Raw genomic sequence first — 14,885 nt, forward strand, 5'->3', positions numbered from 1 at the left:
TTATTAACCCACTATTCAAACCCAATTTTTATTTATTTTTTTCTTGAAAAATGAAAATTTTATGTAGGTTTGAACATTATTCATATTAAAAAAATTATATAAGTTATGCCGTTATCAGCTAACAATCCAGATAGAACATCGTGGTTACACGTCGATAAGAACTCCGATTTCCCTATTCAAAACATTCCATTTGGTGTGTTTTTAACACGTGATGATATCATTACTATAGGAACCCGTATTGGTGATACCGCTATAGATTTAGGGGCCTTACATCAGTTGGGGTATTTTGATGGCATCCCATTAACCGATGATATTTTTCTTCAGGATTCGTTAAACGATTTTATTGCTGATGGCAGAAAAACCTGGCGTGCGGTTAGAGATCGCATTGCTGAAATTTTCGACAGCAATAACACCACCTTAAAAAACAATAAAAGTCACAAGGAAATTGTTTTGTTTCGCTTAGACGAAATAGAAATGCAACTTCCTGTTGAGGTAGGCGACTACACCGATTTTTACTCAAGTATAGAACATGCCACCAATGTTGGAACCATGTTTAGAGACCCGGATAACGCCTTATTGCCAAACTGGCTTCACATTCCTGTGGGATACCATGGAAGAAGTTCATCAGTAATTCCATCTGGTATTCCGGTACACAGACCGCAAGGACAAACCTTACCTGATGGTGCTACCGAACCGGTTTTCGGACCAAGTAAATTGGTGGATTTCGAATTAGAAATGGCCTTTATCACTACAGCTGCAAACGATTTAGGAGAACCTATACCAGTTGATGAAGCCGAAGAATACATCTTCGGTCTAGTATTGCTAAACGATTGGAGTGCGCGCGATATTCAAAAATGGGAATACGTGCCTCTTGGCCCTTTCTTAGCTAAAAACTTTGCCACTTCCATTTCACCATGGATTGTTACTTTAGATGCTTTGGAACCTTATCGTGTTGAAGGTCCTAAACCAATAAAACCTCAGTTAGATTATTTAAAATCTACAAGCAAAAAGAAAAGTTTCGATATTCACTTAGAAGTTTCTATTCAGCCGGAAGGCGCAAAGGAAAACCTTGTAAGTAAATCTAACTTCAAATACATGTACTGGAACATTTCACAACAACTGGCGCACCATACCATTAATGGTTGCCCTGTGAATTCTGGTGATTTAATGGGTAGCGGAACCATTTCAGGACCAACGCCAGATTCTTACGGATCAATGCTGGAACTTACTTGGAAAGGCGAAAAGCCAATTAAATTAAAAGATGGCACAGAACGTAAATTTATTAACGATAACGATACGGTAATTATGCGCGGCTTTTGTGAAAAAGATGGCACGCGTATTGGTTTCGGTGAAGTATCAACGAAATTACTCCCGGTTTTCAAAAAGAAATAAAAAGTATTTAACTTCTATTTATAAGCCCTCAAATTATATATTTGAGGGTTCTTTTATTATAAAATAGCATTACTATTGTTTACCCCTAATCAAAACCCAAAATTTTAAGCATGAAAAAACAACTACTCTCCATTCTTTCCTTGTTTATACTTTGTGCTTGTAGTAGTAGCAAGCAAATTGAAAAATCACTGAGTTCCGGCAATTACGATCAGGCAATTTACGATGCCATTAGTAAATTAAGAACGAATAAAGACAAAAAAGGAAAAGCAGATTATATTGTAATGCTTCATGAAGCTTACAATAAAGCTACCGAACGCGATTTAAATTCGGTTAACTTCTTAAAAAAAGATAATAATCCTGAAAACTACATTCGTATTTATGATACTTATGTAAATCTCGATCAACGTCAGGAACACATCAAACCGATTTTACCTTTATTTGTTAATGGGAAAGAGGTTAAATTTGATTTTAACGATTATTCAAATCACATCATTTCGTTTAAAAACAACGCCTCGCAACAAATGTACAACACTGCTTTAGCTTTATTAGACTCAAAAAACAAAATGGACTATCGTCAGGCTTATAACGATTTTAAAACCATAGAAGACATTAATCCGAACTTCAAAGATGTTCGTCAACTCATGGATGTTGCTCATGCCAAAGGAACCGATTTTGTAATAGTTGATATGGTAAACGACACCAAAAAAGTAATACCGGAACGTTTGGAAGACGATTTGTTAAACTTCAGCACTTACGGTCTAAATAATTTATGGACGGTATACCACAATACAGCTGTTAAAGAAGTAAAATACGATTACAGCATGCGAGTAAACCTAAGAGAAATAGGTATCTCGCCTGAGCAAATTAAGGAGCGACAAATCATTAAGGAAAAACAAATTGTTGATGGCAAAAAAAACTTACTGGACGCAAACGGCAATCAGGTAAAAGACAGTCTAGGTAATGCCATTCAGGTTGATAATTTAAAAACCGTGCGTTGCGAGTATTACGAATCGACACAGTTTAAATCGGTCCAAGTTACCGGAAATGTTGAATATGTAAATTTAAACACCAAACAACTGGAAGACGCTTTCCCGATTACCAGTGAATTTGTGTTTCAGCATATTTTTGCTACCTCAAGAGGGGATCGCCGCGCTTTGGAAACCGATTTATTGCAGTATTTAAACAATCAGCGTGTACCCTTCCCTAGTGAATCTCAAATGATTTATGATACAGGTGAAGATCTTAAAGCACAACTCAAGCAAATTATAAATTCTTATACGATTAGATAACTAAGATATAATTAAAAGGGCCCAAACTGAGTTTGGGCCCTTTTAGTTACTGAACCTATTAAAAATATCAACTCAACATCTGCATCACATCTTCTTATAGCTCAAAATAAAAAAATCCAACAAAAAAACACCACACAATACACTGACAAACAATATCTTGATTTCTTAAAAAAGATATAATTTTATGTTTTTTATCGGATTATCAATGCATTTTATCCTATATTTGCGAAAATCAACCCGTAGTAAACCTTAACTTAACCCAATGCGAAGATCAAAAGTCTTAGTTAAATCTGCATGTATTACCGTGGCCATCACCGGTCTGACGTATAGCGTATTTAAATTTACATCAACTCCAGGTGTAAAAGTTGTTGAAGCGGCTGAGTTACCAAAAAAGCCAGCTATAAATCCTAAAGTTTTACAGGAATACAAAGCAAAACAAAACGAGTTAAAAGTAGCTATTGAAACCTATTTTGAAAATGCCTTGGCAAAAGGGGATATTATAGGTGCTGGAGTAAGTATTGTAAAAGGAGATTCTATTGTCATTTCTGAAGGCTTTGGTAAACGAAATGCTAATCTTAAAGAGCCGGTTGATAGCGAAACTATTTTTCGATTAGGTTCTATATCTAAAGGGTTTGCAGGAATTTTAGCTGCCAGCTTTGAAAACGAAGGGCTTATACACTGGGAAGATAAAGTTAGCGACTATATTCCTGAGTTTCGTTTAGGCGATAAAAGCAACACCGATAAAATCACATTAGCGAATCTACTATCTCATACTGCTGGAACACCATATCACAGTTTCACCAATCTTGTAGAAGCAGGCTTGCCTCTATCTGATATTGTTGACCGCTTCAAAGACATTACTCCGGTTAGCGCACCTGGTGCTATGTACAGTTACCAAAATGCCATGTTTGCTCTTTGTGGTGAGGTTATTCGCAGAGAAACCGGACAGGATTTAGCTTCAGCTTTAATGAATCGTTTCTTCAAACCTCTTAACATGCACTCGACGTGCATGGACCACGAAACATTAACGCATGCAAACAATGTCGCCTTCCCACACATCAAAAGAACACATGGTTGGAAACCAATAAAACTTACTAACAAATACTACAACGCTATAGCTGCAGGCGGCATCAATGCTAGCGCTTTAGATATGGCAAAATGGATGCGATTTTTATTAGGTCACAATCCTGAAGTTATGGATAAATCAGCCTTATTTGATGCGTTTAAACCTTTTATTGAAATCGGCGGTCACAGTAAATACTATCAACGCTGGCCTGGGCATTTAAAATCGTATTACGGCTTTGGATGGCGAATTCATAAATATTCAGATGGAGACACTAAAAAAGAAAAAACCATCCTACATCATGGTGGCAGTGTTAATGATTTTAGAAATGAAATTGCCTTATTTCCTGAAGACGACTTAGGAATTTGTGTGCTTCTAAACAGTCACTCTAAAATTGCTTCAAACGTAATTCCGGAATTAAAAGAAATTGTAAAACAGGTATACCAACAACATACCTCCGACCACTCTAAAGATATGGCAAGTTTATAATTCATCGGTATCCTAATTTCAAATTGAATTCATTTTTTTCTTATCTTTAGAGGACATACTCCAAAGAAACCATTTTCCTTTTTGTCTACTTGTTTAAACTTAAAAAAAAAGTAAATCATGGAAAACAAAAAGATTATAATTGTATTTGGCGCCACTGGCGCTCAGGGAGGCGGACTTGTTCGAGCCATCCTTACAGATTCCAACTCAAAATTCACAGTACGAGCTGTAACTAGAAATGCAAACTCAGAAAAGGCAAAAATATTGGCCGACTTAGGCGCAGATGTTATTGAAGCCAATATTGATGATACCCAAAGCATAAAAAAAGCACTGCATGGTGCTTACGGCGCTTACTTTGTTACCTTTTTTTGGGAACATTTTTCAGCAGAAAAAGAACATCAGGAAGTTTTAAATTTTATTGAAGCCGCTAAAGATTCTGATATTAAACACATCATTTGGTCTACTTTAGAGGATACTAGAAACTGGGTATCTTTAGATGATGACCGCATGCCAACATTACAAGAAAAATATAAAGTTCCTCACTTCGATGAGAAAGGCGCATCCGACAAACTATTTACCGAAGCCGGCCTGCCCGTAACATTTTTAAGAACTTCTTTCTATTGGGATAATTTTATTTATTTTGGGATGGGTCCACAAAAAGGTGAAGATGGTAATTACTACATTGCATTTCCTATGGAGGATAAAACTTTGGCCGGAATAGCTGCTGAAGATATTGGAAAATGCGCTTACGGTATCTTCAAAAAAGGAACTCAACTCATAAATAAAACCGTTGGTATTGCAGGTGAAAAATTAAGCGGGGTCGACATGGCTAAAAAGCTATCAAAAGCTTTAAATATAAATGTGATTTACAATAATGTGAGTGCAGACACTTACCGTAGTTTTGGTTTTCCTGGTGCCGATGACTTAGGTAATATGTTTCAATTTAAAAGAGATTTTAACGACGACTTTAACAGCATTCGAGATGAAATATTTTCATTAGAGCTGAATCCTGAAATGCAAAATTTTGACAAATGGCTGACATTAAATAAATCTCGAATTCCAATAGATTAAAAAACGAATAAACCCCTAAAACGGAGCTTCAAAAGTTATCGTTAACACTTCTTTGGTTACAGGATGAGTAAACGTTAATTGTTCGGCATGTAAATGCAAACGGTTGGTTTTCACGCCGTATAAATCATCTCCAATGATAGGCATATGCAAACCTTTGCTGTGGGCAGCATGTACACGCAACTGATGCGTGCGACCAGTAACCGGATAAAAATGAATTCTGGTTTTACCATTTTCAATAGCCTGAACTTCAAAATTAGTCACAGCTGGTTTGCCGTGCTCATAACACACCAACTGCTGTGGTCGGTTATCTAAATCAACGCGTAAAGGCAAGTTAATCTGACCTGATTTTGTTTTTAACTCACCATCCAACAAGGCAACATAACGTTTTTTTACCGAACGTTCGATAAACTGTTTCTGTAGATGCTTATGAATACGCTCGCTTTTTGCTACCAATAACAATCCTGAAGTTGACATATCTAAACGATGTACCAACAATGGCCCTTTTGCTTTTGGTAAGTAAGTTTTCATTTTGGTTAATACCGATTCACTAAACGTTTTCCCAGGCACAGACAAAAACTCATGTGGTTTATTTACCAACAACAAATACTCATCTTCATAAACGATTTCCAAATCGGCTTCATAACTTATAGATTGCTCTATAGGATTTTCATCCACCTTCAATCCTTGCATCATATGCCCTAAAATGGGTTCACACTTACTTCGGCAGGATGGATAAAACTGTTTATGTTGACGCACTTCTGATTTTGGGGAAGCTCCCCACCAGAATTCAGCCATAGCAATCGGCTCAAAACCATTTTCATAAGCATACTGAAATAATTTCGGCGCAGCACACTCCCCTGACCCGGCTGGAGGCACAGGAGACGTTGTGTCTTGAAAAACATCTAAGAGGTCTTTGGTTTCTCCATGAGCATTTAAAAACTGATATTGCTCGTGAATACGCTTCTGCAAACCAGCAGACTGCGCGGCACGTTGTGCTTTTAAATCGTTTATAGGTTGCTGTAATCGATTTAAAACCTCTTCAGCTTCATTTATCTTCTGCTCCCAATGGTATTTCAAATACTTCAACTGTAATTGATAGCCGATGCTTTTTTCCTTCAACTCATCAAAAAGCTTTTGAAAGGCATCTTCACTCATCACCTGCTTAGCTTTATCTCGCTCCTGATTACGTCTTTTCTTTTCAGCCTTCATCAAAGCTTTATGGGCATGAATTTCAGCCTCAGCTTCATCTTTGCTTTGCTTCAAAATATCTTTAGCTTCCTTTAATTCCGTAGCAGCTTCTAATGTTTCAATACGTCGGTTTAGCGTATTTAATTCAGCTTCCCCTTTTTTATAAAAGCCATCAGTATTTAAAGTATTATAAATTGGAGGCACAAAACCATTCAGATAATTACTTTCAGCTAACTTTCCGGAAAACGCCGCGAGGTACCCTAAGTCTCCCGCCTGATTTTTAACAACCATAACACCGAACATCTTCCCGATAACCAAACCTTCCATATTCGCATCTAATCCGAAATTATGAACAAACTCGGTTTGAGATTCTAAATACTGTTGCAAATCCTTTGCGGCTTCAATACACAATGGATGTGGCTCGTAATAAAATGGAAACGTAAACTTTTCAGGCAACGTTATCTTATCGCTAAATTTTAAAGGATGAAATCGGGAATCGCAAAAATGAGTCATATCAGGTTTTAAAGGCGCTGCAAAGATAAAAGAATTAAAACTTCAGTCTACTTTCTAGGAATCTATATAATTTCCCGAAGGAATTAACCTCAAGTTCAATACAGACTTATTATATAAATAAACCCAGGTTTTTACTGTATGACCGGCTTCCAGAAAAGCCTCGACGACCACACGCTTAAACAGCCCTTTTTCAGTTTCAAGGGATTCTATACCTTCGTAATCGTCTAATATCTTGAATACTTCATTAGCATCTGAAATTTCATAAATTTTCCCATAAACCTTATCCTGTAAGCTATCGCTCAAAACAGCTCCCGGAAACTCACCTACATCATATAGCTTACCGCAAAAAAATCCTCTTCCCAAAAATTCTGAATGCCTCTTTAAAAAGTCAGACATTTCATTTTTACTGTCTTCCAATAACGTTCCGTAAACAAATAAGTACGTTGTACGCGTATTATACATGTTATAATTCTTGCTTTTTTAAATATATTTTGACAATTCTAAATCGTTTATTCCACCATGACTATCATGTGCTGCAACTGAGCCATTTTTTATAATTAGTAATTGTGGTGATTCATGGTAAACACCGAATTTTTGAGCTATTTCATTTGATATATCTCGGTAGTTTAGTAAATCTAGATAATACAAATCAGCCTGGCCTTCCGATATTTTATAATCTGATTCAAACTGACTTTTTACCATTCGGCTAATACCACAACGTGTAGAATGTTTAAATATAATCTGAGGTTTTTCGGAAGATTTCCCAACTATACGTTGCAATTGCTCAACAGCCTTTAAATCAATCCACGGTAAGTTTTTAACTTCTTTTTCTTCAGACGAACCGTTAAATATTTTATCAAATAATCCCATATATTTATTCTGTTTATGCCCTAAGTCGAAATAATTCAATAACCTTACATCTGACTAATCGTCACCAAAAACCCAACAAAACAAGACATTTTGTCTCTCTTTTTGCGATGGTAAGATTATTGACTTATTCAAGGTGTAAAGAAACTAAAATTTAACGAATCGCTCTGGCGAAACACAAATAAAAGAACACTTATGAACTTAAATAATTATACTATTAAATCGCAAGAAGCCATACAACAAGCGCAACAAATAGCGCAAGGCTTGGGTCATCAACAAATTGAAAACGAACACCTTTTTAAAGGGATTCTTGAAGTAGATGAAAACGTATTACCATTCATTTTAAAAAAACTGAATGTAAATATTAACATTTTAGAACAAGCTTTAGATAAACAAATTGAGAGCTTCCCAAAAGTTACAGGTAGCGAACTAATATTGTCTCGTGAAGCAGGAAAAACACTTAACGAAGCATCTATTATTGCAAAAAAAATGAAAGATGACTATGTTTCGATAGAACATTTAATCATCGCCATTTTTAAATCAAACAGCAAAATTGCCCAGATGCTAAAAGACCAAGGCGTAACAGAAAAAACCTTAACCGCTAGTATTCAAGAACTACGTAAAGGAGAAAATGTAACATCTCAAAGCCAGGAAGACACCTACAATTCATTAAACAAATACGCCAAAAACCTGAATCAACTGGTTAAAGACGGGAAACTGGATCCTGTTATTGGGCGTGATGAAGAAATTCGCAGAATATTACAGATTTTATCACGACGCACCAAAAACAACCCGATTCTGGTTGGTGAACCTGGAACAGGAAAAACCGCCATTGCCGAAGGTTTAGCGCATAGAATTGTAGATGGTGATATTCCTGAAAACCTAAAAGACAAACAAATTTTCGCTCTGGATATGGGTGCCTTAATTGCTGGTGCCAAATACAAAGGAGAATTTGAAGAGCGCTTAAAAGCTGTTGTAAAAGAAGTAACAACCAGCGAAGGCGATATCGTGTTATTTATAGACGAAATTCATACACTGGTAGGTGCTGGTGGCGGACAAGGTGCTATGGATGCAGCAAACATCTTAAAACCAGCCTTAGCTCGCGGAGAACTTCGCGCGATTGGAGCTACGACTTTAGATGAGTACCAGAAATACTTTGAAAAAGACAAAGCTTTAGAGCGTCGTTTCCAAAAAGTCATGGTTGATGAACCAGATACAGAAAGTGCGATTTCTATTTTACGTGGTATTAAAGAAAAATACGAAACGCACCATAAAGTTCGTATTAAAGACGAAGCTATTATTGGTGCTGTAGAATTATCACAACGCTACATTACTAATCGATTCTTACCCGATAAGGCGATTGACTTAATGGATGAAGCTGCATCAAAATTACGCATGGAAATCAACTCAAAACCTGAAGAACTAGATGTTTTAGACAGAAAGATTATGCAGCTGGAAATCGAGATTGAAGCCATTAAGCGCGAAAAAGACGAAACAAAACTAAAAGCTTTACAAGCCGATTTAGCAAACATTAAAGAACAACGCAACGAGATTAATGCGAAATGGAAAAGCGAAAAAGAAGTTGTTGACAATATCCAGAACACTAAACAGAATATTGAAAATTACAAACTGGAAGCTGAACGCGCTGAACGCGATGGAGACTATGGAAAAGTTGCCGAATTACGCTATGGCAAAATAAAAGAAGCTCAAGAACAACTAGAGGGCTACCAAAAACAATTACAGGCACAATCTGAAAACTCTCTAATAAAAGAGGAAGTAACTTATGATGATATTGCCGAAGTTGTTGCAAAATGGACAGGTATTCCAGTAACTAAAATGCTTCAAAGTGAACGTGAAAAGCTTTTAAAACTGGAAGACGAATTACACAAGCGCGTGGTCGGACAGGAAGAAGCTATCGAAGCGGTTAGTGATGCCGTACGCAGAAGTCGTGCCGGTCTACAAAACCCTCAAAAGCCAATAGGCACCTTCCTATTCTTAGGAACAACCGGAGTTGGTAAAACGGAACTAGCGAAAGCACTTGCCGAATATCTATTTGATGATGAAAACGCCATGACACGTATTGATATGAGTGAATACCAGGAACGTCATGCAGTTAGTCGCTTAGTTGGTGCGCCTCCGGGATACGTAGGTTATGACGAAGGCGGTCAGTTAACCGAAGCAGTTAGACGTAAACCGTATTCTGTAGTGTTGTTGGATGAAATTGAAAAAGCACATCCGGACACCTTCAACATCTTATTACAAGTATTAGATGAAGGGCACTTAACAGATAACAAAGGACGTGTTGCTGATTTCAAAAACACCATCGTCATTATGACGTCTAACATTGGTAGTCAGATTATTCAAGAACGTTTTGAAGCCACAAAAGACATAGATTCCGCTATTGAAACAGCAAAAATAGATGTATTAGCACTATTAAAACAAAGTGTGCGACCAGAGTTTTTAAACCGTATAGATGATACGATTATGTTCACCCCTCTAACCAAGGAAAACATCAGAGATATTGTTGAATTACAGCTTAAAAACATCACAAAAATGATTAACAAACAAGGCATCACTTTTGATGCCACGCAGGAAGCTGTGGATTATTTGGCAGACAAAGGCTACAATCCGGAATACGGCGCAAGACCTGTAAAACGCGTGATTCAAAAAGAAGTTTTGAATGCCTTAAGTAAAGAAATACTCGCAGGAACTGTCACTACAGACAGCATTATCTTACTTGATGCCTTCGATGATCAACTGGTCTTCAGAAATCAAAGCGATTTGGTTTCAGAGAACGTATGACTAACAAATTATTAATTTAAAAACAGGGTTTCCGTACGGAAACCCTGTTTTTTTTCAGCAAACTTAAACTTTAGATAACAAAACTTAAAATCAACAAAATAAGAACATTAAAAAAAATCTATAAAACAAAAACAATTGAAAAAGTTGATTTTTCTTTCATTTAAAAAAGAATAATTGTATCTTAACAAAACCCTAAATACAATAAACTGAGTATTAAATTGTTAATAAATAGTAGCCAATACTCTAAAAAAATGTAAAATAAAAATAGTTAAATTTGCGTCAATGATAGTCCCCAAAACTACATGACTCGTATATATATTAACGAGAAATTAATAGCATTTAAAACCTACCTATCCCTATGAATATATCTAAGCATATAGAATATACTCTATTAACCCCTACAACAACAGAACGAGAGATTATTGATCTTTGCTACGAAGCCATTCAAAATGACTTCTATAGTGTTTGCATTAATAGCTCTTATGTTGCTTTAGCAAGTCAGCTACTAGAAAATTCACCTACAAAGGTATGCTCGGTAGTAGGTTTTCCGTTTGGAGCCATGTCTACCGATGCCAAAGTTTTTGAGGCTAAAAAAGCGATTGAAGACGGCGCTGAAGAAATCGAAATGGTTATTAATCTTGGGTTTTTAAAAAGTAAAAATTATGTATCTGTACTAAAAGATATCAGCGATGTTAAAATGGCTATTGGTAATACAACTCTAAAAGTCATTTTAGAAATTTCAGAATTAAATAAAAACGAAATCATTAAAGCTTGTGAAATCTGTTTGGACGCTAATGTCGATTTCATTAAAACCTCAAGCGGTTTTTCGAAAGGCGGCGCTACTTTAACAGCTACAAAAATCATAAAAAAAACCATTAAAGATTCAGCTAAAATAACAGCCTCAGGCGACATAGAAGATCTTGAAACCAGCATGAAATACTTAGAAGTTGGCGTGCATCGCATTGGCTTTAATGCCTTACTGAATAAAAAAGCAAAAAAAGCCAGACCCATCTCTTAGATAATACCTGACTTTAAATTTCCTCATCAAGTCGTTCAGCAAATGTTAATACGTTTGTTGCGCTATTTTTTTTACACGTACTTTGTATTATATTTACTGAACGCTTTGCTTTTATCTTTTAAGTATAACCGCCACACTTTATGACACACCTTAGCAGTTATATCGATCACACCCTTTTAAAACCTACAGCTACCAAAGCTGAGATTATTCAACTATGTGAAGAAGCAAAGAAATTCAGATTCTTTTCGGTTTGCACCAACAGTTATTTCACATCATTAGCTAAAGAACATACACAAAACAGCAACGTGAAAGTATGTACGGTTGTTGGTTTTCCATTAGGCGCCATGAGTACAGAAGCTAAAATTTACGAAACTATTCAAGCTCTGAAAGACGGTGCCGACGAAATTGATATGGTAATTAATTTAGGTCTCCTCAAGGCAAAAGACTATACAGGCGTAATTAGAGATATTGCATCTGTTAAAAACCGCCTCCCTAATCAGGTTTTAAAAGTTATTATTGAAACCTGCTATTTAACCGAAGACGAAATTATTACAGCTTCAGAGCTAACCATTAAAGCAGGTGCAGATTTTATTAAAACCTCTACAGGATTTGGTCCTCATGGCGCAACCATTGAACACGTAAGATTGATGAAATCTATCGCAAAAGATCATGCCAAGATTAAAGCATCCGGAGGCATTAAAGATTTTAAAACCGCCATAGAATACATCAAACTAGGCGTTGATCGCATTGGTACTTCGGCTGGTATTACTATTGTTACCGGAAAATAACTTCCGGTTAATACTCCAGCAAATTAAACTGAATTTTATCCCCTGTGAATTTTTGAGCCAACACATTTATTGATGATTCTTTAAGCTGAAGTACTCTGGGGTATCCTCCTGTTGTCTGGCAATCGCGCATTAAAATAATCAATTGTCCTGAAGGTGTTAATTGCACCGTTCCCGGAAGTACGGGCGAGGTAATAATCGGCTCTAAAACATTTTCTAAACATTCCTCTAATTGATATGCCATTCGGCTATTATTTTTTGAAATAGAAAAGCTATTTGACATTAAAAATGTCTGCTGATTTTTAGTTAACAAATCGAATTCAGGACCTTTAAAAACTTCCAAATAATCATTTTCAAAAACCTCATCTTTAAGTTTAACTAATGCATTTTTAATAATTAAAAATGAACTACTTGTAGTGATTTCAATTATATCATTTTTTAATAAAACACTTTGCTTTGTAACTCCCTGATACATGCTTCGGCTTTCGAGTATTTTTTCAGAAAGCAAACCTCCCAAAACCGCCACATAACATCGAACACCTTTTCGTAATTTCCCAAACGACAAGACATCTCCTGTTACAATTTTTACAGGTAAATTTTGAGGAATAGTTTCTCCGTTAAGCTTTGGTGACATATCTGCACCAGTAACACAAATAACCGTATCTGAATCAAACTGAAATACCCCTCCCATTACAGTCATTTCAATAACCGCTAAATCCGGAGCATTCCCTAAAATGATATTCGCCAAACCCGCAGAATAGCGATCCATAACACCAGAATACGGCACCCCATATTGTTGGCATCCAAAACGCCCGAAATCCTGTATACTGGAATATAATCCCGGCTTCAACACTTTAATCACGAATCACCTCACTTTCTATTTGATACACACCTGCTTCTACAAGTATTTTAATGCTCTTGTACTCATCAAGCGATACAGGCTTAAATCGCACCTTGTCTCCCGGTTTCACAAAACAGGGCGACTGCTTCGTAGCATCAAATAAGGTTACCGGCGTGTTACCTATAACATTCCAACCACCCGGACTCGCCATTGGATAAATTCCTGTTTGGCTTCCGCCAATAGCGACTGACCCTTTTCTAATTTGTAATCGAGGAGTTGATTTTCGAGGCGTATGAAGCCTTTTATCCAAGCCTCCTAAATATAAAAACCCTGGTAAGAAACCTATAAAATAAACCGTATAAATGGACTGAGAATGCCATTCGATAATTTGAGATTTTGTCACGTTTTTCAAACCAGACAACTCCTCTAAATCTATCCCAAATTCTTCTTCATAACATACAGGAATAGTCCACTGCATTAAATCTAATGAAATAGCACTCTCAGACTTACTATAGATTTTATTTATAGTCTCAATTTCAGCTTTAAAATTTATTTCAACAAAACCATAAACAACTAATAATGAATTATATGATTGCCTTATTTCAAGTAAAGATTTAATATTTAACTTTTCTATTTTGTGTTTAAAACTAAGCACATCTCTCAATATTTCTTCATCAATAATTGCCGGCCATTCGATAAAAATAGCACGTTCTCCATAGGGTTTATATGATAAATTATAAGCCATAAACTAGTAAATTTTGACACCTTTATCGACTAACTTTCCCCAAAGATTTTGAACTAATTTTATAGCTTCCATATTGTCACCATGAACACAAATAGTATTCACTCGAATCGGCACTTTTGTACCATCAATGGTTTTCACTTCTTGTAAAGAAATCATTCTGTAAACATGTTCAAACATGGTGTCAACATCATGAATTAAAGCCTCCTTTTTAGCTCTCGATACCAAAGATAAATCGTCGTTATAATTTCTATCTGCAAACACTTCATAAACAATCGGTATGTTATTTTGAGTCGCCACATCAGCAATCACCGAACCATAAGGGACATACAACTGCATGGGCAATGCATAACTTCTTATAACCTCAACTACAACCTCAGCCAGTTTTATATCGGTAGCTGCCATATTATAAAGGGCGCCATGAGGTTTTATATGATGCAACCCCACCTGCTCTTCTTTTAAAACAGCCAATAAACTATCTATTTGATGTTTCAAGGAGGCAAATAACGCTACGCAAGACATTTCTACAGGCTGCCTTCCAAAGTGCTCTCGATCTGGAAATGACGGATGCGCCCCTACTTTCACTCCATGAACCTTCGCTAAAGCCACTACCTTTCGCATAGTAGCAGTATCGCCGGCATGACCTCCGCAAGCAATATTGCATGATGATAAAAAAGGCATTAACTCCGCTTCATTACCCACTCCTTCCCCTACATCAGCATTTACATCAACATGAAACTGTTCCATAACATCCGCAATTTTAGTTATCCTTTTACTTTTCAATCTAAGGTAATCATATCATTATTTAAAAGCAATATCATCAACTTA

Annotated in this window: 13 protein-coding genes; 7 read left to right on the forward strand and 6 right to left on the reverse strand. The window is 36.3% G+C overall.

All coding sequences use genetic code 11. From position 1 onward, the window contains the following. Positions 1–105 precede the first annotated feature (105 nt). The 4 genes from fahA (at position 106) to ICJ84_RS10125 (ending at position 5,301) form a co-directional block, all read left to right on the forward strand. Positions 106–1,392 carry a fumarylacetoacetase gene (fahA, locus tag ICJ84_RS10110; RefSeq protein WP_188216274.1) on the forward strand — a complete coding sequence of 429 codons (1,287 nt, stop codon included), beginning with the start codon at positions 106–108 and terminating at the stop codon, positions 1,390–1,392. Positions 1,393–1,502: 110 nt separating this feature from the next. Beyond that, complete coding sequence (locus tag ICJ84_RS10115; protein WP_188216275.1) at positions 1,503–2,681, forward strand: hypothetical protein; 1,179 nt, start codon at positions 1,503–1,505, stop codon at positions 2,679–2,681. Between the two features lie 262 nt (positions 2,682–2,943). Continuing rightward, positions 2,944–4,233: a serine hydrolase domain-containing protein gene (locus ICJ84_RS10120; protein WP_188216276.1), complete on the forward strand. Its 1,290-nt coding sequence runs from the start codon at positions 2,944–2,946 to the stop codon at positions 4,231–4,233. 117 nt (positions 4,234–4,350) lie between these two features. Beyond that, positions 4,351–5,301: an NmrA/HSCARG family protein gene (locus ICJ84_RS10125; protein WP_188216277.1), complete on the forward strand. Its 951-nt coding sequence runs from the start codon at positions 4,351–4,353 to the stop codon at positions 5,299–5,301. 15 nt (positions 5,302–5,316) lie between these two features. Here the strand turns inward: ICJ84_RS10125 and ICJ84_RS10130 are convergent, their stop codons facing one another. The 3 genes from ICJ84_RS10130 to ytxJ are packed head-to-tail and all read right to left on the reverse strand — an operon-like array spanning position 5,317 to position 7,872. Beyond that, on the reverse strand, positions 5,317–7,002 hold the full coding sequence (locus tag ICJ84_RS10130) for an RluA family pseudouridine synthase (RefSeq protein ID WP_188216278.1): 1,686 nt from the start codon (positions 7,000–7,002) through the stop codon (positions 5,317–5,319). Between the two features lie 54 nt (positions 7,003–7,056). Next, on the reverse strand, positions 7,057–7,464 hold the full coding sequence (locus tag ICJ84_RS10135) for a gamma-glutamylcyclotransferase family protein (RefSeq protein ID WP_188216279.1): 408 nt from the start codon (positions 7,462–7,464) through the stop codon (positions 7,057–7,059). Positions 7,465–7,482: 18 nt separating this feature from the next. Next, a complete protein-coding gene (gene ytxJ, locus ICJ84_RS10140; RefSeq protein WP_188216280.1) occupies positions 7,483–7,872 on the reverse strand; it encodes a bacillithiol system redox-active protein YtxJ in 390 nt (129 codons plus the stop codon). A gap of 192 nt (positions 7,873–8,064) precedes the next feature. Between ytxJ and clpB the strand changes: the two genes are divergently transcribed. The 3 genes from clpB (at position 8,065) to deoC (ICJ84_RS10155) (ending at position 12,477) form a co-directional block, all read left to right on the forward strand. Next, positions 8,065–10,671: an ATP-dependent chaperone ClpB gene (gene clpB / locus ICJ84_RS10145; protein WP_188216281.1), complete on the forward strand. Its 2,607-nt coding sequence runs from the start codon at positions 8,065–8,067 to the stop codon at positions 10,669–10,671. Positions 10,672–11,029: 358 nt separating this feature from the next. Beyond that, on the forward strand, positions 11,030–11,689 hold the full coding sequence (gene deoC / locus ICJ84_RS10150) for a deoxyribose-phosphate aldolase (protein ID WP_188216282.1): 660 nt from the start codon (positions 11,030–11,032) through the stop codon (positions 11,687–11,689). 140 nt (positions 11,690–11,829) lie between these two features. After that, positions 11,830–12,477, forward strand: coding sequence for a deoxyribose-phosphate aldolase (gene deoC, locus ICJ84_RS10155; protein ID WP_188216283.1), 648 nt, complete (start codon positions 11,830–11,832; stop codon positions 12,475–12,477). A 7-nt stretch (positions 12,478–12,484) separates the two neighbouring features. Here deoC (ICJ84_RS10155) and ICJ84_RS10160 read toward each other — a convergent pair whose 3' ends face one another. Genes ICJ84_RS10160 through pxpA form a run of 3 tightly spaced genes read right to left on the reverse strand, consistent with a single transcriptional unit; the run spans position 12,485 to position 14,804 of the window. Further along, positions 12,485–13,336 (reverse strand): 5-oxoprolinase subunit C family protein, encoded by an 852-nt coding sequence (locus ICJ84_RS10160; RefSeq protein WP_188216284.1) that lies wholly within the window; start codon positions 13,334–13,336, stop codon positions 12,485–12,487. Next, positions 13,329–14,060, reverse strand: coding sequence for a 5-oxoprolinase subunit PxpB (pxpB, locus tag ICJ84_RS10165; protein ID WP_188216285.1), 732 nt, complete (start codon positions 14,058–14,060; stop codon positions 13,329–13,331). The genes ICJ84_RS10160 and pxpB overlap by 8 nt, the downstream gene beginning before the upstream one ends. Positions 14,061–14,063: 3 nt before the next feature. After that, positions 14,064–14,804, reverse strand: a complete 741-nt coding sequence (gene pxpA, locus ICJ84_RS10170) for a 5-oxoprolinase subunit PxpA (protein WP_188216286.1) — start codon at positions 14,802–14,804, stop codon at positions 14,064–14,066. Positions 14,805–14,885: the final 81 nt, after the last annotated feature.

It is taken from the genome of Aestuariibaculum suncheonense (assembly GCF_014596935.1).
In the GTDB taxonomy this organism is placed as follows: domain Bacteria; phylum Bacteroidota; class Bacteroidia; order Flavobacteriales; family Flavobacteriaceae; genus Aestuariibaculum; species Aestuariibaculum suncheonense.